Below are 20,951 nucleotides of genomic sequence, written 5' to 3' on the forward strand. Positions count from 1 at the left end.
ATCAGGCTCCGGATTTCTGTCTGGACAGCAGCAGCACCGGCAACAGGCCGGCCAGCACGATGGCGACCGATGGCAACGCGGCGCGCTGCCACTCGCCCTCTATGGTCAAGTTGAAGATGCGCACCGCCAAGGTGTCCCAGCCGAACGGCCGCGTCATCAGCGTGATGGGCATTTCCTTCATCACGTCGACAAACACCATGAGCATCGCGGTGAACAGGCCGCCTCGCAGCAGCGGCAGATGCAAACGCCAGGCCAGGCGCATGCCATGCAGGCCCAGGCTTTGCGCGGCTTCCTCCTGGCTGCGCGCGATGCGCTGCATCGCAGCGTCGAGCGGCGAATGGCCTACCGCCAGAAAGCGCGAGGCATAGGCCAGCAGCATCACCAGCAGCGTGCCCTTGAACACGGCGGTGCTGCCCGCCGGCAGCCAATGGCCGAAATGATCAAGCAACAGGTTGTCCAACGCCGCCACCGGGGCGAAGACACCCACCGCCAGCACCGTGCCCGGCACCGCGTAACCCAGCGTGGCCAGCCTGGCCCATGGCCGGCTGCGAGGATCGCGGCGCACCGCGAAAACCAGCAGCAAGGCCAGCGCCGGCACCAGCAACGCCGCCAGCGCGGCCAGCACAAGCGAGCTTTTCAGATAATCCAGCAGATCGGCCGCATCATCCGCCGCATGCTCGGCGGCCCAGAGCAGGATCTGCCCGAACGGCAGGACGAAGGCCAGCAGCAGCACCAGGCTGCAACAGGCGCAAGCCAGCCAGCCGCGCGCGCCGGGCAAGCGCGTCCGCGGCAAGGGCGCCGCCCTGCCCGCCTGGCCATAGGCGCGTTGGCCGCGCGCCCGCTGCTCCAGCCATACCAGCGCCAGCACCAATAACACCAGTAGCGATGCCAGCTGCTTGGCCGCAGACAGCGAGAACAGGCTGAACCAGGCCTTGTAGATGGCCGAGGTGAAGGCGTCGAAATTGAACACGGCAACCGTGCCGAAATCGGCCAGCGTCTCCATCAGCGCCAGGCTCAGTCCGGCCACGATCCACGGCCGGGCCATGGGCAGCGCCACGCGGAAAAAACCGGCCAGCGGCGACAAGCCCAGCGACTGGCCGACTTCCAGCGCGCGCCGCCCCATCGTGGCAAACGCATTGCGCGCCAGCAAATAAACATAGGGGTAGAAAGCCAGCGTCAGCACCATCACCACGCCCGGCGTCGAACGGACATTGGGCACCCAGGACGAGCTGCCGAAGGTCTCGCGCAGCCAGGTTTGCAGCGGTCCGGTAAAGTCGAACAGGCCCAATTGCGAAAACGCCATCACATAGGCAGGCATCGCCAACGGCAGCATCAGCGCCCAGGAAAACACCCGGCGGCCCGGAAAATCATGCACCGCGGTCAACCAGGCCAGCGGCACGCCCAGCAGCAACACGCCCGCGCCCACGCCCAGCAGCAGAATGACGGTGTTGCGCCACAGCTCCGGCAGCGCATGCGCCGACAGATGGCGCCAAACCTCGATATCCGGCGTGAGCAGCCCTAGGGCGATCACGCCCAGCGGCAGCAGCGTGAGCAGGCTGATGGCCGCGGACAGCGTCCGCCAGCGCAAAACAGAAGCAAACATGAGATTGATCCAGCAACAACGGCCCGCCGTTGAAAAAACGGCGGGCCGAAGATACCAATAATGGGCGGCGCTTATTTGTAGCCGGCGCGGTCCATCAGCTTCACCGCCTCGGCCTGCCGGGCGCCGGCATTGGAGACATTGATGTAGTTATGCTTGAAGTCGCCCCAGGCGGCGACGCGGGCATCCGGCTTCACCTTGGGATTGACCGGGAACTCCATATTGACGTCGGCGAACAGGTTCTGCGCCTTTTCCGAGCTCAGCCATTCCAGGAACTTCAACGCGCCCTTCTCGTTCTTGGCGTAGCGGGCGATGCCGGCGCCGGAAACGTTCACGTGGGTGCCCTTGCCTGCCTGGTCCGCCCAGAAGATGCCGATAGGCAGCTTGGGAGATTTCTCCATCAAACGGCCGTAGTAATAGGTATTGGCGATGCCTACATCACACTGGCCGGCGGCGATCGCCTCCAGCATCTTGGTGTCGTCCGGGAAAGGGGCGGTAGCCAGATTGCTCACCCAACCTTTGACCACCTGCTCGGTCTTGGCCGGACCCATCTCAGTCAGCATCATTGCCACCAGCGACTGGTTGTACACCTTCTTGGAGGTGCGCAGGCACAGCTTGCCCTTCCACTTGGGATCGGCCAGGCCGGCATAGCTGGACAGCTCGGCCGGTTTGACTTTCTGGGTGTTGTAGAAAATAGTGCGGGCGCGAATCGACAGGCCATACCATTGATGGTTGGGGTCGCGCAGGTGGGCAGGGACATTGGCGTCCAGCACCGGCGATTTCACCGCTTGCAGCAATCCCATTTTTTCCGCCTGCCACAGATTGCCGGCGTCCACGGTCAGCAGCAGGTCGGCCGGGCTGTTGCGGCCCTCGGCCCGCATCCGCTCCATCAGCGGGCCTTCCTTGTCCGACACCAGCTTGACGGTCACGCCGGTTTCCTTCTTGTAGGCGTCTATCAAGGGCTTGACCAGTTGTTCCGCGCGCGCGCTGTAAACGACCACGTCCTCGGCCAGCGCCTGGCCGGCCAGCGCCGCCAGTACGGCGGCGAAAATCAGTTGCTGCTTCAAGGTGTATCCCCTGTTTGGCTGTTTGAGAGCGAAGTGCGGGATGCACCGTAGCATCAAGTGATAATAGGTATCAATACAAAAATATTTTGTAAACAGGGGAACTGGGCCAGCAAACCCGCGAGCGACCAGTCACCGCCCGCGGCGGCAACCGGCCCATATCAACGGGTGGAAGCGAAACGGACGAAATCGCCTTCCGATACCGGCTGGCTATTGCTCTGGACGACCCCGATCGAGAAGTTCGGCTGCACCTGGATCAGCGAGATGTCGCCGTTCAGACTTTCCGGCATGCCCAAATCCGTCCCGGAAACCAAGTCGCGCACCGGCTGGCCGGAAGAGCGCTTGTACAGCAGCATCTTGTCGCCCACCGCCATCCCGTCCAACAGGCCTGCATTGATATAAACGCGCTTACCCTCCTGCCGCACGATGCGCGCAGAGAACGGTATGCAGGAAATGACGTCATCGACGCGCTGCGCCGCCTTGTCCATCAATTTATCCACCAACTTGCCGTAATCGGTGGCCCAAAACGCGGCGGAGGCGAACGGCTTGGGCAGCTTGGGCGCCACATCGCCGCGCATCAGGCCGCCTACGCGCTCATTGGCCAGCAATGAACCCGTCAGGCCATCGTAAATCCACACTTCCATGTCGAACTGGCGCTCGGTGGCCTTGTATTTGGCCCCGCCGCCCAGCAGGCCGGAAAATGGCCCGTTATAGATGGCGCTCTGCTCGCTGGTATTGTTGGATTCGAAAAACGATGGCTTCAGGCCTTTGTCGGTCACCGAGGTGGACAGCACGCGGCCGGCCACCACGAACTGCACGCCCTGGCGCAGACCAAACTGGCTGGCGACGTCGCGGCCGGCAGCGGGCTCGGCGATGCGGCTGTCCGACAGCACCGACACGGTATTGGCGTCGCGCACCAGCAGCAAGGGATTGCGCGACAAACGGCGCGACAGCTCGGTCGGCAACGCCGTGGACAGATTCGCCAGGTCGGACGCGTCGGCGGGACGCGCCACGTCGAAATAGGTCGTCACCAGCTTGCGCCGCAGCGAGCGCCCCGGCGGCATCGCGCAGGACGGATCGCGGCTGCGCGTCGGGGCCTGGGCCTCTGCCGCGCCGGCCGTATCGACCTCGATCTTGACGTGGTACAGCTTGCCCTGCTGGTACTCATTGACCACTCGCACCGCGCCCTGCAGCTGGCCGCTCGCGGTCAGCGTGGCGGACTCGGCAGGCTTGCCGTTCTCCAACACCTGCACCGACTCCACCCGCGCGCCCTGATTGATGGTGATCAGCCGCATCGCGTCGCGGATAGCCATCTCGCGCGCCGCCACCGTGCCGTTATCCAAGGGCGCCACGCCCTCCGCGCTCAGGATTTGCGCCTGCGCCGATGCGGACAAAACAAATGCCGCCACAAGGGCGGCAGCCGTTTGACGAATTCGCGTCATCATCATTGGTTCACATAGAAATTGCTGCTGTAGCGCGCCGGGGCCACCATCATGGTTTGCGCCGGGCTGGCGGCCGGCATGGTCTTGGTGGCGCCGCAGTTAGGTTCGGCGCATTGCGCGCCGACGGCGCCGGTTTCCTGCGCCGCGCGCATCACGCTGCCGGTCTTGTCGAAGGAGTTCTTGAACTGCTTGTAGAAGTCCTGATCCAGCGTGATTTCCGCCACCGCCTCGCTGGTGCCGTCCGGCTTCATCGTGGTGGAAACGATGGTGACGCCGCGCAAATAAGCGTCCACATAGGTGCGGAAGCTGTCGCTATTGGCGATCATATTGGACACCGTGCTGTTGCCCACCAGCTTCATGCCCTGCACTTGTTCCGCAATGGCGCGGAACGCATCGAGCCGCGCGGCGCGCATCGCCAGCAGCTTGCGCTGAGACGGCGTCAGGCTATTTGTATACGGCGCGGCGCCGCTCCCGGTGACGCGCACCACGATGGGCTGGAACGGATTGACCTCCCGCACCACCACCTTCACATCCTCGCCGCTATTGCCTTCCTCGCTGGGACCGACATAGCCGACGCCGGACGGCACCATGCCGCCTTCCTTGGCTGACGCAGGCGCAGCCATTTTTTGCGGCGGCGTGCCAGTGGAGCAAGCGGACAGGGAGGCCAACAGAACCAGAGGCAGGAGACAAGACAGGCTGCGGACAGTTTTCATGGCAATTACCGGTAGATATTGATGGAATGGTATGAACCATTCCCGGAGCGCGTCAACCCGGAATATCGTCCAGAATCGTTAAAACTTAAGAAATATGCTGTCCAGCAAGGTTTAGCGGCGGGACGCCGCCCGCGCCAACTGCCGCGCCGACGAGAAACCGGCGGCCAGCGCCGCCTTCTCCTTGCCCAGCCCGGCCGCGCGCCATTGCATGGCCAGCGCCAGCCGCAAAGCCTGGTGATAATCGTGCGCGCTGATGCCTGCATGCTCGCGAAACAAGCGCGACAAGTGCCGAGCGCTGACATGCGCCCGCTCCGCCAGCTCGCCCAGCGGCCAATCGCGCACCGGATCGGCGCAGATCAGATCTTGCGCGCGGTGCAGGGCCGAATGCAGATGATTGCGCCAGGCCAGCCACGGCGACAGCTCCGGGTCTTGCGGCGAGCGACGGAAGTAAACCACCATCTCCCGCGCCACGGCGCGCGCAGTGGCCGGGCCGATCCGCTCTCCGATCAAATGCAACGCCAGATCGATGCCGGCGGTGATGCCGGCGCTGCTGCAGCACGGTCCGTCCTGCACGAATACCCGGTTCTCCTGCACCCTGGCCGCCGGCGCCGATGCGCGCAAGCGCTCCAGCAAGGTATGATGGGTGGTGCAGGCGCGATCATCGAACAAGCCGGCCTCGGCCAGCAGCAAGCTGCCGGAGCAGATGCCCACCCATGACACGCCTGCTTGACGCTTGCGAGCGGCCAGCCAGGCAACGATGCGCCGCGCATCCGGCTTGGCATAAGCCACGGCGGACGGCGTCGAACCCGGCACCACCACCAGCGCGCCCTCCGGCAGCTCCTCCGGCAAGGGTTGCAGGCTGGCTAGCGGCAAGCCTAGCGACGTCGCGGTTTCCGGCATCGGGCTGACAAAATGCAAGCGCAGGTCCGCCCCAAACTCGCCAGCCAGGCGCAACGCCTCGGCCGGCCCCGCCAAATCCAGCAGCAGCAGGTCTGGCGGCAAAACGAAGTACACCTCAAGCACGGCCACCCCTCGCCGCCATCGACAGCGCGCGGCCGCCGAATACCGATACCGCCAACCCAGCCAGCAGCAGGCCGCTGCCGGCCAATTGCGCCGGCGTCAGGCTCTCGCCCAGCAGCAGATGCGAGGCCAGCAAGCCCACCACCGGCACCAGCAGCGAAAACGGCGCCACCTTGGCGGCGGCGTGCCGGGTCAGCAGCCGGCTCCACAGGCCATAGCCGAACATCGAGGCCACCACCGCCAGATAGGCGACGGCGAACAGCGATTGCAGATTGAAATCGCGCAGTGCCGGCAAGATGCGCTCGCCGCCCTCCAGCCACCACGACAGCAGCAGAAACGGAATCGGCGGGATCAGGCTGGACCAGATCACCAGCCCCAGCGGCGCCACCTTGTAGCCGTCGCGGCCGATGGCGCGCACCACCACGTTGGACGCGGCCCAGCTGGTCGCGGCGGCGATGGTCAGCCCAAAGCCCAGCGCCGTCATATTGCCGTCCTTGCCGACCCCGATCAGCGCCAAGCCGCCCAAGGCCAGCGCCAAACCCGCCAGCTGGCTGCGCTGCCAGCGCTCGTTCAGGAGGAAGCGCGCCAGCAGCAAGGTGAAGAAGGCTTGCGACTGCAGCACGACCGAGGCCAGCCCGGCAGGCATGCCCAGCTTGATCGCCGAAAACAGGCAGCCGAACTGCCCCACGCCCACCGTCAATCCATACAGCGCCAGATAGCGCCACGGCAGCGGCGGCCGTTTGACGATGAACACCGCCGGCAGCGCCACCAGCGCAAAGCGCAAGGCGCCCAGCAGCAGCGGCGGCACACCGGCTACGCCCCATTTGATCACGACGAAGTTGACGCCCCAAGCCACCACGATGGCCAGCGCCTGCGCCACGTCAATCGGCGGCATGGTCCGCTCCCGGCCACAACACGGCCTGCGCCACGATGACACGCTCGCCATTGAAGGTGGCGGCCGGCGAGCCATACAGCCGGTAGCCCAAAGCCAGCGCCTCGCTGACCCGCTTGCAGAAGGCCGAATCGTCAGGGCCGGTCAGCAGCCGATAAGCCGGCAGCCCGTCCGGCGGCAGCCTCGATGCGTCTTGCGCCATGCTTACTCCTGATCTGAACAAAACCGATTCCGACACCTTATGCCATGCCGATGTCAATCGACAAGCTCGGCCGCGCGCGCCATCCGCCGCAGCGCCTCATCGACCGTGACGATGGCGGCGAAGCGTCCAGCCAGCACCAGCTCGGTCCGCTCGCGGATTTCAGCCGGACTGTAGACGCGGCCGCTGAGGGGATGCGTCATGGCGAAAGTCAGCGTGGCCTCGCTGACGAAGTCCACCTCATAGCCCAGGTCCGATGCCACGCGGGCGGTGGTTTCGCAGCATTGCTCGGTGCGGATGCCGGAAATCGCCAAGCGGCGAATGCCGCGCGCGTCCAACCAGGCCTGCAGGCCAGAATCCGTCAGCGCGTTGTGCACATGCTTGACGAAAGTCGCCGCCGGCTGATGCGTCAGCCAGGCTTGCGGACGCACCAGGCCGGACTCGACGCGAAACGACGCGTCGTCATCCACATGCAGGATATTGACCACCGGCGCGCCGCGCGCCTCGGCGCCGGCGATCAGCGCGCGCTGCGCCTCGCGGTAGGCCGGCAGCTCACGCTCATCCCAATAAGGGCGGGAAAGAAAAGAGTCCTGAACATCTATCACCAGCAAAGCAGTCTGTTTCATGCGGCCTATCCTCGGCTCAGGTGGAATATGGACGCCATGCTAATCCTGCCATCGCCTTGGCTGAAGGCCTAACGAGGACAATCATCTGCCAAAAAAGGACATCATTCAGATCCAGCCCAACACTGGCTGCAGCTCGTCATACATCAGCCACAGCGCCGTAGCGGCCATCATGCCGCCCATGGACAGGTTGTATACCAGCAGCGCCTCGGGCCTTTGCAGCCAACGGCGCAGCTTTTCCCCGCCCCAGGCCCACACGCTGATGCACGGTAGGTTGACCACGGCGAACACCAGCGCCAGCAGCAAAGCCGCCGCCATCCTGCCATCCGCCTTGGCCGGCATGAACAGGATGGACGCGTTCAGCACCATGACCCAGGCCTTGGGATTGAGCCACTGGAACATCGCCGCGCCGACAAAACCCAGCGGCCGCGCCTGCGCCCTGCCCTCCGGCAAGCCGGCCATCGCCAGCGTCCAGGACAGCCATAACAGATAGACACACCCAGCCACAGCCAACGGCAAACGCCAGGTTTCCAGCCAGCCCAGCATCTGAGCCAACAGCATGGCCACGATGAACACCTGCAGCGCGCAGCCCAGGCTGATGCCCAGCATGTGCGGCAAGGTGCGGCGGAAGCCGAAATTGACGCCGGAGCTGGCCAGCATCAGGTTATTGGGCCCCGGCGTGATCGACATCAGGGCGACATAGGACAGCAAAGCGAATTCGGGCATGGTGCGTCTCCTGCAAATCGGCAAACGGCGACAGACTGTCGCCCACCCGAACATGCTATGCGCAGCCGTTGAATGGATACAGATTCAAAAATCCATTATTGATCTGGTTACAGATTGTTCTTTTCAGAAACTGTCACCTGACTCTATGATAGGCGCTGTGCCCCATCACCCAGACCAACGATGCAGAACAGCGCCCCCACCCTCTATCAGCAACTGGCCGATGACCTATCGCTGGCAATCCGCCGCGGCACGCTGCCGCCGGGGTCGCGTCTGCCATCGGTGCGGCGTACCGCGCACAGCCGCCAGCTCAGCCTCAACACCGTGGTCAGCGCCTACCGCGTGCTGGAAGACCGCGGACTGATAGAAGCCCGGCCGCAATCCGGCTACTACGTGCGCGCCCGGCTGCCGTCGCCGGCGCGGCCCGCGGTCACCGAAAGCGGCCCAGCCTCCCCCACTCAGAACGCCGTGCTGGACCTGATCGGCACCGTTCTGCAGGCGCAGCAGACCGAGGGCTTCATCGATCTGGCGCTGGCTTGCCCGCGCGGCGGGGACTTCTACCCCGGCAACAAGCTGGCGCGGCTGATGGGTCAGATCCTGCGCCGCCACCCCGGCATGGTCAGCACTTACGCCTTGCCGCCGGGGGCGGAGCGGCTGCGCACCCAGATAGCCCGCCGCGGCATGGATCTGGGCATGACGCTGCAGCCGGACAACATCATCCTGACCCACGGCTGCATGGAGGCGCTGCAACTGGCCTTGCGCGCCGTCACCCGCCACGGCGACGCCGTCGGGCTGGAGTCGCCCACCTATTTCAACCTGCTGCCGCTCTTGGCCAGCCTGGGCCTAAAGGCCGTGGAAATCCCCACCGACCCGCAAACCGGCCTGTCCATTGACGCGGTGGAGGTGTTGCTGGCCGAGCAGCGCATCCAGGCGCTGGTGGCCATGCCCAACGTCCACAATCCGCTGGGTTGCTGCATGCCGCTGGACAACAAGAAGCGGCTGGCCAAGCTGGTCAACCAGTACCAGGTGCCGCTGATCGAAGACGCTTTGTACGCCGAGCTGCAATTCGCCGACACGCTGGCGCCGGCAGTCAAGGCCTTCGACGCCGACGGCTGGGTCATCGTCTGCGCCAGCTATACCAAGACGCTGGCGCCGGATTTCCGCATCGGCTGGATGGAGGGCGGCCGCTTCGATGCCGCGCTGCGCAAGCTGAAATTCGCCTCATCGGTGGCGCAGCCGGCGGTGCTGGCGGAAACCCTGGGCGCGTTCCTGGAGTCCGGCGGCTACGATCACCATCTGCGCACGCTGAAGCGCCGCTACGCCGCCCATGTGGAGAAGGTGCGAGGCCTGATCGCTCGCCACTTCCCCGCCGGCACGCGCGCCACGCAGCCGCAAGGCGGCTTCCTGATCTGGCTGGAGCTGCCGGAGGGCTGCGACAGCGTGGCGCTGTTCCACGCGGCGATGGCGGAGAAGATCAGCCTGATTCCCGGCCCGCTCAGTTCGCCCGGCGGCCGCTACCGCAATGCGATGCGCTTGTCCTGCTGTTATCCGCTGGATGAACGCTATTTGACGGCCTTGGTGCGCGTCGGCCAGCTGGCTTGCGAGCAGCAAGAACAGGCGCGTCGCCATGGCCGTGAAATTAACGGCTGACGCGGCGGCCCTTTGGCGTTAAAATAGGCATTGCCTCTACTTCTCGTCGCGCCAACGCTGTTTGACGCGACGCCTTGCCTCCCGGGCCGCGCCCGGCCCGCTGGGTTACCGAATCGAAGCTCCATCGCCCGTCTGCGGTAGTCGGTATCGACAGCCGACGCGGCCAATGCATTACCCGTATTTACTGAAAGGAATCCCATGTCCAAAGAAGACATGATCGAACTGGAAGGCGTCGTCATCGAAATGCTGCCGGAATCGCGCTTTCGCGTGCGCCTGGACAACAATATGGAAATCCTCGCCTACGGCTCCGGCAAAATGAAGATGCACCGCATCCGCGTGCTGCTGGGCGACCGCGTCACCGTGGAAATGTCCCCGTACGACCTGACCAAGGGCCGCATCAATTTCCGTCACCCCACCGCCAACATCGGCGCCGGTTCCCGTCCGCCGCAACATCGCCGCCGTTGATATTTACGGCATGGCCGCCTTGCGGTCACGCCTTGGTAAACCAATGAAGATTCATGAATTGCAGCCAGGCGATCTGGTCACCGAACAACACGGTGCCGATACCATCGCCTTTGAAGTGGTCGCCATCAAGCAGATGGGACGACGCTTCGCCGTCACCTTCCATTCCGCGCTGGGCCTTGCCAGCGCGAATTACGCCGGAGACGCCTGGATCCGCGCGACCCGCGCCTGAGCCAGCGCCGGAAACCGCCGCTCAGTCTGCGCGGCTAAAAATCCGGCATGAAAATCATTTGACATATCTTGTATTGGTTCCATAGTGGTATTACGTGCCAGCCGGCATGCTCCACTATAGGAAGACCAATATGAAACTTATCGCCGCTCTTGCCCTGTCACTGCTGGCTGGCTCCGCGCTGGCCGCCCCCTGGAATGCCGGCATGGCCTATGGCAAAGGCCAGGTTGTGCAATGGCAGGGCCGCAGCTGGCAGGCCAAATGGCCTACCCGCGGGGAAACGCCAGGCGCCAACCCCAAAGGATCGTGGATTGCCCACGTCGGCGGCGCGTTGCGCAAGCTTGACGATGCCGCGCCCACCATTCCCACCCTGCAGCAGGCGCTGCAGCATGAAGCCGATCTGACCAACAACGACTTCTTCCGCAAGGTGAAGGCGTCCATCCGCACCCTTTCCAACGATCAGGTGGCGCGGGTCGCGCCGGGGAATGCCGCCAACCCCGTCAACGTGCGCCGCGTCGAGCGGCTGCTGCCGTCCGCCAAATGGGATTACTATTTCAGCCGCCGCGATCCCAGCTACACCTACACCCGTTTCCTGCAAGCCGTGGCCAAATTCCCTGCGGTGTGCGATGACTACGCGGACGGCCGCGATGCCGACGCCATCTGCCGCCACAGCCTGGCCACCATGTTCGCCCACTTCGCCCAGGAAACCGGCAACCACGACGCCAGCGACACCATCCCGCAATGGCGCCAGGGCCTGGCCTATCTGCGCGAAATGGGCTGTTCCGATACCGGCCCCGGCTGCGGCTACAACACCGAATGCGACGACCCGGTATTCAACAAGGTATGGGCCTGCGGCAAGAATCCGGACGGCAGCTGGAAAAAATATTTCGGCCGCGGCGCCAAGCAGCTGTCCTACAACTACAACTACGGCCCGTTCTCCCAGGCCATGAACAACGGCGACCAGTCCGTGCTGCTGCAAAACCCGGACTTGGTGGCCAGCACTTGGCTGAACCTGGCCTCCGCCACCTTCTTCTTCGTCTATCCGCAGCCGCCCAAGCCTTCCATGCTGCAGGTCATCGACGGCACCTGGGTGCCGAATGCGGCCGACATCGCCGCCGGCGCCGGCAACAACTTCGCCACCACCATCATGATCATCAACGCCGAATGCGGCGGCGGCACGGAACGCCAGGCCGCGCAGAATCGCATCGACTACTACAAGCAGTTCGCCCATGACCTGGGATGGGACTACGGCGCCGAGCAGCTGTCCTGCGCCAATATGCAGCGATTCACCTCGGCCAGCTCCGCCGCCTACAACATCTACTGGGAAAAGGATTGGCAATGGGGACATGACTACCAGTGCCAACTGGTGAGCTACCAGACCCCGTACAGCGCGCTGCAACCGGGCAATTACCAGCATTGCGTCGAGGACAACTGGGGCGTCAAGCTGAAGTAGGCGCGGAAAAGCGAAGGCCGGAATCCGCTGCGGGTTCCGGCCTGCCAACATGTCCATGCGCCCCTAAGCCAGACGCTGCGAGTCAGAATTTAACCTGCTGCTCCAGCTTCAACACCTGCTTGATTTGCCCCTTGGTCCAGGCGCTGCGCGCGGCATAAGGCGCGCATGCATCCGGATGCGTCTCGCTCCCCACTACGCGGAACAGGCCCTGAAACTTCCAGCTGCTGGCATTTTCCTTCAGGAATACCGGGATCACCCCGCCTTGACGCGCCAGTTGCTCGCCAGCGGCGCGCTCCGGCGGGCAGGAATTGCACAGGATGACATGGGGCGCGTCCGGATTCAGATCCGGACGCAGGCAGGCGGCCACCACCTTGCCTTTTTTGCGCGGCAAGTAGGAATGCTTGTTGCCGCCGACTACGGCGTGGATTTCCTCGCGGGTATAGCTCTTGCCCTTTTCAAACATGGATATCTCCAAACCTTACCCGTCCGGCCGCCGCCCCTTGCGGCAGCCTTTGATGGGACGGGCATGCAAGATATCCAAATTTGCTTAAACGCCAGATAAAACCGGAGGCTCAACGCGCAAAATCGGCATCAAAGCCCTTTACGCGCCTCGCATCAGGGACTCCAGCTCGGCCAGGCTCTGCGGCCTCACCGCGCGGGCTATCTCCGCGCCGTCACGCAGCAGGATGAAACTGGGCCACAGCTTGACGCGGTAGGCTCGCCCCAGCGGCCTTCCCTTGCCATCCTCCAGCGCAAGGTGGCGCAAACCAGGATGGGCGGACAGAAACTGCGCCAGCAGCGCTTGCGCGCCCTGGCAATGCGGGCACCAGTCCACGCCGAATTCCAGCAAGGTCAGGCCAGGCAAGGCCGCCACCGCCTCCGGCGTGGGATTGTCGGCCAAATAATGAGCCATGATTGCCTCCAAAGAAAAACACCCGCTGGCGCGGGTGCGAGATAAACGGCGTCAAACAGCGAGATGGCCGCCCAGCTTCAGTTTGCCGACCAGCCAGGTGTGGTCGTAGCTGACGATCTCGAACGGATTGCCGAACGGATCGACGAATGACAGCGCGCAGAAGAAGCGATGATCGTGCACCGAGTCGCGGGCGATGGTCTGGCCTTCGCGATTGGTGACCCGCTCGCCGGCCAGTCGGTCTATCCATTCCAGGAAATCCTGGCCGCTGACCACGAAGGCCACCGCGCCCTGGGCGCCGTAAACCGCATCCGGGTCCTCGCTGATGGCCAGGCGCACGCTGCCGCTGGCATTGACCAGCATGGCGGCATTGTGCTCGCCATCCGTCTTGTAGCGCGCATCCGGGGCCAATCCCAATACCCGCTGGTACCATTTCAACGCCACCGCAGCGTCTTTGACGCGGATATGGATATGATCGATCTTGCCTAAGCTCAGCATGCCTACCTCTGATGTATACGATGGGTGGGCGCCGGACAAGCCGGCGTCGGTTTTATCTAAAATCTTTTTAGCCATGGAAACACACGGAACGACGCGGAAAGAAGTACAAAAACCATAAAGCCCCAAGACCCCGGCAGAGGCGAGCTAAGTTCTTCCGTATGTTTCCGTGGCCATGACGACTATTTCTTGTCCCGCTCCAGCAACGGCGCCAGATAGCGTCCGGTATGGCTGGCCGGGTTGGCGGCCACTTGCTCCGGCGTGCCGCTGGCGATGATCTGGCCGCCACCGGCCCCGCCTTCCGGCCCCAGATCGATCAGCCAGTCCGCCGTCTTGATCACGTCCAGATTGTGCTCGATCACCACCACGGTGTTGCCGCTCTCGCGCAGGCGGTGCAGCACCTGCAGCAAGAGGTCGATGTCGTGGAAGTGCAGGCCGGTGGTCGGCTCATCCAGGATATACAGCGTTCGGCCGGTGTCGCGCTTGGAGAGTTCCAGGCCCAGCTTCACGCGCTGCGCCTCGCCGCCCGATAGCGTGGTGGCGCTCTGCCCCAGGCGGATGTAGCCCAGGCCGACATCCATCAGCGTTTTGAGTTTGCGCGCCACCGGCGGCACCACGGCGAAGAATTCCAGCGCCTGCTCCACCGTCATCTCCAGCACTTCCTGGATGCTCTTGCCCTTGTACTGCACCTCCAGCGTCTCGCGGTTGTAGCGCTTGCCGTGGCAAACGTCGCAGGGCACGTAGATATCGGGCAGGAAGTGCATTTCCACCTTGATCACGCCGTCGCCCTGGCAGGCCTCGCAGCGGCCGCCCTTGACGTTGAAGGAGAAACGGCCGGGCCCGTAGCCGCGCTCGCGCGCCAGCGGCACGCCGGCGAACAGCTCGCGGATAGGCGTGAACAGCCCGGTGTAGGTAGCTGGATTGGAGCGCGGCGTGCGGCCGATCGGGCTCTGGTCGACGTTGATCACCTTGTCCAATTGATCCAGGCCCTTGATCTCCCGGTACGGCGACGGCTCCTCGCTGGCGCCGTTCAGGTCGCGCGCGGCGATCTTGTACAAGGTGTCGTTGATCAGCGTAGACTTGCCGGAGCCGGACACGCCGGTGATGCACACCAAGCCGCCCAAGGGCAGATTCAACGTCACATCCTTCAGGTTGTTGCCAGTGGCGCCGATCAGCTGCAGCATCCGCTCCTCGGACAGCTCGCGGCGGCCGCCCGGCAGCGCGATCTTGCGGCGGCCGGACAGGAAGGCGCCGGTAACGGAATGCTCGCAAGCCGCCACTTCGTCCGGAGTGCCGGACACCAGCACTTCGCCGCCGTGCTCGCCGGCGCCGGGCCCCATGTCCACCAGATAATCGGCCTCGCGGATGGCGTCCTCGTCGTGCTCCACCACGATCACGCTGTTGCCCAGGTCGCGCAGGCGCTTCAGCGTGCCCAGCAGGCGGTCGTTGTCGCGCTGGTGCAGGCCGATGGACGGCTCGTCCAGCACGTACATCACGCCGGTCAGGCCGGAGCCGATCTGGCTGGCCAGGCGGATGCGCTGGGCCTCGCCGCCGGACAGGGTGTCGGCGGAGCGGGACAGGTTCAGATAATCCAGGCCTACGTTATTCAGGAAGGACACCCGTTCGCGGATTTCCTTGACGATCTTCTCCGCCACCGCCTGCTTCTGGCCGGAAAATTCAAGCTGATCGAAGAAATCGGCGGTTTCCTTCAGCGGCAGCTGGTTGATTTCATGCAGGGTGCGCTGGCCGATGAACACATGGCGCGCCTCCAGCCGCAAACGCGAGCCGCTGCAATGCGGACAGGCCTGATTATTTTGGTACTTGGCCAGCTCCTCGCGCACCGCCATGGAGTCGGTCTCGCGGTAGCGGCGCTCCAGGTTGGGAATGATGCCCTCGAACGGATGCTCGCGGGTGAACTTGCTGCCCTTCTCCGACATATAGCTGAACTCGATGCTGTCGCGCCCCGAGCCATGCAGCACCACGTTGCGGATCTTTTCCGGCAGGTCTTCAAATGCGAGATCGGTGACGGAGAAACCGTAGTGTTCGCCCAGCGCCAATAGCATCTGATAGTAGAACTGGTTGCGCTTGTCCCAGCCCTTGATCGCGCCGGAGGCGAGGCTCAACTCCGGGTGCGCGACCACGCGCTTGGGATCAAAGAAAGTGATCTCGCCCAGGCCGTCGCACTTGGGGCAGGCGCCCATCGGGTTGTTGAACGAAAACAGCCGCGGCTCCAGCTCCGGCAGGCTGTAGCTGCACACCGGGCAGGCGAATTTGGCGGAGAACCAGTGCTCCTTGCCGCTATCCATTTCCACGGCGATGGCGCGGCCTTCGGCATGGCGCAGCGCGGTTTCGAAGCTTTCCGCAAGGCGCTGCTGCATGTCGGCGCGCACCTTGAGGCGGTCGATCACCACTTCGACGGTGTGCTTCTTGTTCTTGTCGAGCTTGGGCACGGCGTCCAGCTCGTAGACTTCGCTGTCCACCCGCACCCGGACGAAGCCCTGGGCGCGCAGGTCGTCGAACAGGTCCAGGTTTTCGCCCTTGCGGCCGACGATGACCGGCGCCAGGATCATCACCCGCGTTTCCTCCGGCAGCGCCAGCACGTGGTCCACCATCTGGCTGACGGTCTGGCTGGACAGCGGCACGTTGTGCTCAGGGCAGTGCGGATCGCCGACGCGGGCGAACAAGAGGCGCAGGTAGTCGTGGATTTCGGTGACGGTGCCGACGGTGGAGCGCGGATTGTGGCTGGTGGCCTTCTGCTCGATGGAGATCGCCGGCGACAAGCCTTCGATCAGGTCCACGTCCGGCTTTTCCATCAACTGCAGGAACTGGCGGGCATAGGCCGACAGGCTTTCCACATAGCGGCGCTGGCCCTCGGCATACAGCGTGTCGAAAGCCAGCGAGGACTTGCCGGAGCCGGACAGGCCGGTAATCACGATCAACTGGTTGCGCGGCAGGTCCAGATTGACGTTTTTCAGATTGTGGGTGCGGGCGCCACGGATACGGATGCTGTCCATAAGAAGCTGTTACTCACCGTCGGTCAGGGAACCTGTTAATATACCCGACTTGGCCGGGACGGCTCCACTTGTCCGTGCATTGCGCGTGTAAACGCGTCATCCTTTGCCTGCCGCGGTCGTTAAAACCAGATTCAGCCAAACTAACCTCGAATACCGCATGAACGCCACTGAATTGCGGGCCAGCCTGGGGCTGGCCGGTATCTACGCCCTGCGCATGCTGGGCATGTTCCTGATCCTGCCCGTGTTCGCGATCTATGCCGAAAAACTGCAAGGCGCGGACAACCATACGCTGATCGGCATCGCGCTGGGCAGCTACGGTCTGACCCAGGCTCTGCTGCAGCTGCCTCTGGGCATGTTGTCCGACCGCATCGGCCGCAAAAAAGTCATTTACGGCGGCCTGCTGTTGTTCGCCATCGGCAGCTTCGTCGCCGCCGGCGCGCACGACATCGCCACGCTGACGCTGGGCCGCATCATCCAGGGCGCCGGCGCCATCTCCGCCGCCATCACCGCGCTGCTGGCCGACCTGACCCGCGAGGAAAACCGCACCAAGGCGATGGCCATGATAGGCATGTCCATCGGCACCACCTTCGCCGCCAGCCTGGTGCTGGGGCCGCTGCTGGCCAAATATATCGGCGTCAACGGCATCTTCGCCCTGACCGGCTTCCTGTCGCTGGCGGCGCTGATCGGCGTTTGGCTGATCATCCCGAATCCGGCGCAATCGCGCTTCCATTCCGACGCCGAGGCCAATACCAAGCGGCTGCCGGCGGTGCTGAAGAACAGCCAGCTGCTGCGCCTGAACTACGGCATCTTCGCGCTGCACGCGGCGCAGATGGCCATGTTCGTCACCATTCCGTTCGCGTTGATCAAGACCGGCCACCTGGACAAGTCGCAACACTGGGAAGTGTATCTGCCGGTGGCGGTGATCGGTTTCATCCTGATGGTGCCGGCCATCATCTACGGCGAGAAAAAAGCCCGTCTGAAGCAAGTCTTTGTCGGCGCCATCGCGCTGATGACGATGGCGCAGCTCGGCATGGCGCTGGCGCTGGACAGCTTCTGGCTGATCGTGGCGTGGCTGTCGCTGTACTTCATCGCCTTCAACATCCTGGAAGCCACCCTGCCCTCGCTGATCTCCAAGATCGCGCCGGCCGAAGCCAAGGGCACCGCGATAGGCGTGTACAACACTTCCCAGTCATTCGGCCTGTTTCTCGGCGCCGCCGCCGGCGGCTGGCTGTACACCCATTACGGTCCGGCTGGAGTGTTCGGCTTCACCACCTTGCTGATGCTGTCCTGGCTGATCTGGTCGCTGGGCATGCAGCCGCCCAAGGCCGTGCGCTCGGTGATGTTTCACATCGGCGAGTCCTGGCGCGGCGACGCAGAAGCGCTGTCGCGCGAGCTGGCCGGGGTGGCCGGAGTGCATGAGGCCTCGGTGCTGCTGGCGGATCGCGTAGCCTACCTGAAGGTATCGCAGCAGCAATGGGACGAGACCGAAGTGCGGCGATTGATAGACGCCACCTTTTAAACCCACACGCCCAGATTGATGCGGCAAGGGCGGCTTCCCGATGCCACGGGGGCTGCCCTTGCGCTGTGGATGTCACGGCGCACGCGCCTTAAAGTCCGCCTGCGCCACTATCGAGAAACACAAGCCGCCTGCAGCAAAAGCCACAGACGGCTTGATAAAGCCCGACCCAATCAGAAATAGCGCGCTGGATCAACTGGAGATGTAGTTGAACAAGGACAACTGCGCCACTTGCGCATAGGTTTTCTGGGTGTACTGCAGCGAGGTCTGCGTCATCGTGAACTCGGAAATCGCTTTCGCCATGTCCAGATCCTGCAAATTGCCAATGCTGCTGTTGTACTGCAATCCCAGACTGCTGCTCATGGACTGCAGGTTGGAGTTCTCCGCCTCGCGCGAGCCGACGGAAGCCAGGCTGACCGACATCTGCTGCGTAGCCGATGTGATCTGATTGATCGCCCCCTGAACCTGGGTATCATAGTTGGCGGGCTTGGGGTTCTGTCCCAACAGATTATACAAATTGATCAAGGAGTCAAAAGCAGCCGTCGGGCTGCCGCCGGGAATGCCGAAGACCGCATTGCCGGGATCGGAGATCGTCATGGTGCGTGACGCGGCCACCTGCACGCTGCGCTGGCCATTGTCGCCGTTATAAGTGGCGACTGGCGGCACGGCGGAAAGATTGACCGAGAACGGCGCGGTCGTCACCTGATTGCCGCTGAACAGATAACTGCCGTTGCCGTCCGTCGCGTTGGCATAGCCGGCCAGCTCGTTGATGCCCTCGCCCACGGTTTTCTGGATCTGCTGCAATTGGACGGTGGACAACGCGCCATTGCCGGCATAGATCGCCTGGCTCTTCATCGAATTCATCAGATCGATCGCGCTTTTCAGCGTCGTATCCGACAAAGACAGCCAAGAATCTACCGATTGGGTGTTCTTCTGGTACTGGCTGTTCTGGCCGTTCGAGGTTTCCAGCAACTGGATGCGCGCCGCAGCTACGGGATCATCGGCCGGCGTAACCACGCGTTTCTGGTTGTCGATCTGCGTATTGATTTGCACCAGACTGGCTTGCAGATTCGACATATTGTTCACGCCAGATTGGTATAGCGTGGAAGAACTGATACGCATCGTCGCGCTCCTTCAATAACTAACCGCCTCAGGACATGATGTTCAGAATACTGGAGAACGTAGTCTGGGCAAGTTGGATTACCTTGCTACATGCCTGGTAGGACTGCTGGTATTTGATCAGGTTTGCCGCCTCCTGGTCCAGATTCACCCCAGTGGCGTTGGAATTATTGGTGGTGGCCTGCTGCAACGAGGCCTGCGCCGCCGTATTCTGCAGGCCGGAAGTATTGGTCTGGTTGCCCACTGATGCCACCAGAGTCGAATAATAAGTCTGATACGACTGGTTATTCACCAAGTTCTGGTTCTGCTGCGCGGTCAATTGGCGCAAATTGTTGCCATCGCCCAGAGACTGCGTGCCTGGGGTTTGCGGCCCCACCGTAAATGTCTGGCCATTGACCGGGGATCCGGACAACTGGAAGCCGATGCCGACATCGACCGGCGGAACGGCCGTCGTCTGCAGCTTGTAGCTGTTGGGCAAGGACGGATCGACCACTACATTATACGGTCCGCCGCCATTGGTGCCGGTGATGGTAGCCGTCATGGTCGCCGGGGAGCCCGCCGCGGCGACGGTCATGCTGGTCAAACCGGTGGAAGGATGCTGCGCAATCGACGTGAAAGTCGGCGGCGTCGTATTCAGGCCTGCGGTATAGGTTCCCGGCAAGGTAGACCACACGCCGCTCATCACCGTCCCGCTGCCGCCTGCCGTGCCGGTAGGCACCAGATTCGACGCCGTTGCCAGCTTAGCGGGGTCCGACATCACCACTGCGAATTGACTGGCCGCGTACTGCGGATTGTTGGCATAGGCCGACAAATCCTGAAAGATCGGTCCGCCGGGCTGGCCGTTGAAGTCCATACCCAGTTTATTCTGGTAGTTCATCGCCGCAGACAGGTTGATCGCCATGGAGCCAAGCTGATTCTGCGTTTGCGCCAGCGCATTGTCGCGAAAATTCAGCAAGGCGCCCAGCTGGCCGCTGCCGAAGAGACTATCCGACAACACGGTAAGCGTGCCGTTGCCATTGGTGAAGCCGACCTGCACATTGGACGGATTATTGGGATCGGTCTGGGTACCCATCTTGTTGACGTTGTTGCCAGAGACCAGCGACTGGCCGCTGCCGATGTAAACCGTATAGGAACCATCGCTCTGCTTGAACACCGAGGCGCCTACCAGCTGATTCAACTGCAGCACGGCCTGATCGCGCTGATCGAGCAAGGAATTCGGCTGCCCCTGCGGCGGATTGGGATTGCCGCCGGTCGCCGCTCCGATCTGCTGGTTCAACGAAGCGATCTGCTGCGCCAAGGCATTGATGCTCTGTATCGAGGTCGTGATCTGGCCATTGGCGCCCTGCTGCATTTGCACCAGGCGGCTGTTCATGGCCGTGACCTTGCTTGCCAGGGCCTGCGCCATGCTCAGCACCGTCTGGCGGCTAGGCAGGGACGACGGCTGCTGCGTCAGCGTCTGCATCGCGCCGAAGAAGTCCTGCAGCGCCGGACTGGGGCTTTGCGTCGAGTCGGCGATCATATTGTTGATCTGGCCCAACTGCTGATATTGCGTGGTGTAGAAGCTGCTATTGGTTTGCGCGCCTTGCAGCTGCTGCGCCAGGAACTGATTGTAACTGCGCTGCACGCTGGTCACATCGACGCCCTGGCCCAGGTAGCCGAAACCAGCAAACTGAGGCTGGCGGCTGGCCTGGGTGGTATATTCCTGGGTGTAGCCCGGGGTGTTGACATTGGAGATGTTGTTGCTGGTCACCGACAAGCCGTTCTGAGCGGCATTCAATCCGCTCACTCCAATCCCGAAAATATCCGCGCCAACGATAGCCATGATTA

At 63.2% G+C, this 20,951-nt stretch carries 20 protein-coding genes; 5 read left to right on the forward strand and 15 right to left on the reverse strand.

Features of this window, described 5'->3' with window-relative positions:
- Position 1: 1 nt before the first annotated feature.
- From BI343_RS01010 to BI343_RS01050, 9 genes are all read right to left on the reverse strand, one after another.
- Positions 2 to 1,603 (reverse strand): ABC transporter permease, encoded by a 1,602-nt coding sequence (locus BI343_RS01010; RefSeq protein WP_071108300.1) that lies wholly within the window; start codon positions 1,601 to 1,603, stop codon positions 2 to 4.
- A gap of 71 nt (positions 1,604 to 1,674) precedes the next feature.
- Entirely contained in the window at positions 1,675 to 2,667 is a 993-nt protein-coding gene (locus BI343_RS01015) for an extracellular solute-binding protein (protein WP_043622193.1), read from the reverse strand.
- Positions 2,668 to 2,825: 158 nt separating this feature from the next.
- A complete protein-coding gene (locus tag BI343_RS01020; RefSeq protein ID WP_244886549.1) occupies positions 2,826 to 4,058 on the reverse strand; it encodes a flagellar assembly protein T N-terminal domain-containing protein in 1,233 nt (410 codons plus the stop codon).
- Positions 4,059 to 4,108: 50 nt separating this feature from the next.
- Positions 4,109 to 4,819 carry an LPP20 family lipoprotein gene (locus tag BI343_RS01025; protein WP_083340731.1) on the reverse strand — a complete coding sequence of 237 codons (711 nt, stop codon included), beginning with the start codon at positions 4,817 to 4,819 and terminating at the stop codon, positions 4,109 to 4,111.
- Between the two features lie 111 nt (positions 4,820 to 4,930).
- Positions 4,931 to 5,842: a GlxA family transcriptional regulator gene (locus BI343_RS01030; RefSeq protein ID WP_071108430.1), complete on the reverse strand. Its 912-nt coding sequence runs from the start codon at positions 5,840 to 5,842 to the stop codon at positions 4,931 to 4,933.
- Positions 5,835 to 6,734 (reverse strand): EamA family transporter, encoded by a 900-nt coding sequence (locus BI343_RS01035; protein WP_071108302.1) that lies wholly within the window; start codon positions 6,732 to 6,734, stop codon positions 5,835 to 5,837. Before BI343_RS01035 ends, BI343_RS01030 begins: the two co-directional genes overlap by 8 nt.
- Positions 6,721 to 6,933, reverse strand: coding sequence for a DUF1737 domain-containing protein (locus tag BI343_RS01040; RefSeq protein ID WP_043622188.1), 213 nt, complete (start codon positions 6,931 to 6,933; stop codon positions 6,721 to 6,723). Before BI343_RS01040 ends, BI343_RS01035 begins: the two co-directional genes overlap by 14 nt.
- Before the next feature lie 53 nt (positions 6,934 to 6,986).
- On the reverse strand, positions 6,987 to 7,556 hold the full coding sequence (locus BI343_RS01045) for an isochorismatase family protein (RefSeq protein ID WP_071108303.1): 570 nt from the start codon (positions 7,554 to 7,556) through the stop codon (positions 6,987 to 6,989).
- Between the two features lie 105 nt (positions 7,557 to 7,661).
- Positions 7,662 to 8,279 carry a LysE family translocator gene (locus tag BI343_RS01050; protein ID WP_043622182.1) on the reverse strand — a complete coding sequence of 206 codons (618 nt, stop codon included), beginning with the start codon at positions 8,277 to 8,279 and terminating at the stop codon, positions 7,662 to 7,664.
- 180 nt (positions 8,280 to 8,459) lie between these two features.
- Between BI343_RS01050 and BI343_RS01055 the strand changes: the two genes are divergently transcribed.
- From BI343_RS01055 to BI343_RS01070, 4 genes are all read left to right on the forward strand, one after another.
- Positions 8,460 to 9,926, forward strand: a complete 1,467-nt coding sequence (locus BI343_RS01055; RefSeq protein ID WP_071108304.1) for an aminotransferase-like domain-containing protein — start codon at positions 8,460 to 8,462, stop codon at positions 9,924 to 9,926.
- Between the two features lie 198 nt (positions 9,927 to 10,124).
- The gene (infA, locus tag BI343_RS01060) at positions 10,125 to 10,391 is read left to right on the forward strand and encodes a translation initiation factor IF-1 (protein ID WP_043622179.1); all 267 of its coding nucleotides are present in this window, start codon (positions 10,125 to 10,127) and stop codon (positions 10,389 to 10,391) included.
- Between the two features lie 43 nt (positions 10,392 to 10,434).
- Entirely contained in the window at positions 10,435 to 10,620 is a 186-nt protein-coding gene (locus BI343_RS01065) for a hypothetical protein (RefSeq protein WP_071108305.1), read from the forward strand.
- Between the two features lie 130 nt (positions 10,621 to 10,750).
- Positions 10,751 to 12,070 (forward strand): glycoside hydrolase family 19 protein, encoded by a 1,320-nt coding sequence (locus tag BI343_RS01070; protein ID WP_083340732.1) that lies wholly within the window; start codon positions 10,751 to 10,753, stop codon positions 12,068 to 12,070.
- An 82-nt stretch (positions 12,071 to 12,152) separates the two neighbouring features.
- On the opposite strand, the gene BI343_RS01075 is transcribed toward BI343_RS01070, so the two are convergent.
- From BI343_RS01075 to uvrA, 4 genes are all read right to left on the reverse strand, one after another.
- Positions 12,153 to 12,533, reverse strand: a complete 381-nt coding sequence (locus BI343_RS01075; protein WP_071108306.1) for a hypothetical protein — start codon at positions 12,531 to 12,533, stop codon at positions 12,153 to 12,155.
- Positions 12,534 to 12,671: 138 nt separating this feature from the next.
- Positions 12,672 to 12,983, reverse strand: coding sequence for a thioredoxin family protein (locus BI343_RS01080; protein ID WP_071108307.1), 312 nt, complete (start codon positions 12,981 to 12,983; stop codon positions 12,672 to 12,674).
- 51 nt (positions 12,984 to 13,034) lie between these two features.
- Positions 13,035 to 13,478 carry a VOC family protein gene (locus tag BI343_RS01085; RefSeq protein ID WP_071108308.1) on the reverse strand — a complete coding sequence of 148 codons (444 nt, stop codon included), beginning with the start codon at positions 13,476 to 13,478 and terminating at the stop codon, positions 13,035 to 13,037.
- 179 nt (positions 13,479 to 13,657) lie between these two features.
- Positions 13,658 to 16,489: an excinuclease ABC subunit UvrA gene (uvrA, locus tag BI343_RS01090; RefSeq protein ID WP_071108309.1), complete on the reverse strand. Its 2,832-nt coding sequence runs from the start codon at positions 16,487 to 16,489 to the stop codon at positions 13,658 to 13,660.
- A gap of 157 nt (positions 16,490 to 16,646) precedes the next feature.
- On the opposite strand from uvrA, the gene BI343_RS01095 reads away from it, so the two are divergent.
- Positions 16,647 to 18,008 carry an MFS transporter gene (locus BI343_RS01095; protein WP_071108310.1) on the forward strand — a complete coding sequence of 454 codons (1,362 nt, stop codon included), beginning with the start codon at positions 16,647 to 16,649 and terminating at the stop codon, positions 18,006 to 18,008.
- A 189-nt stretch (positions 18,009 to 18,197) separates the two neighbouring features.
- Here BI343_RS01095 and flgL read toward each other — a convergent pair whose 3' ends face one another.
- Positions 18,198 to 19,127: a flagellar hook-associated protein FlgL gene (flgL, locus tag BI343_RS01100; RefSeq protein ID WP_071108311.1), complete on the reverse strand. Its 930-nt coding sequence runs from the start codon at positions 19,125 to 19,127 to the stop codon at positions 18,198 to 18,200.
- Positions 19,128 to 19,155: 28 nt separating this feature from the next.
- Positions 19,156 to 20,946, reverse strand: a complete 1,791-nt coding sequence (gene flgK, locus BI343_RS01105; protein ID WP_071108312.1) for a flagellar hook-associated protein FlgK — start codon at positions 20,944 to 20,946, stop codon at positions 19,156 to 19,158.
- Positions 20,947 to 20,951: the final 5 nt, after the last annotated feature.

Source organism: Chromobacterium amazonense (assembly GCF_001855565.1).
GTDB lineage: Bacteria > Pseudomonadota > Gammaproteobacteria > Burkholderiales > Chromobacteriaceae > Chromobacterium > Chromobacterium amazonense.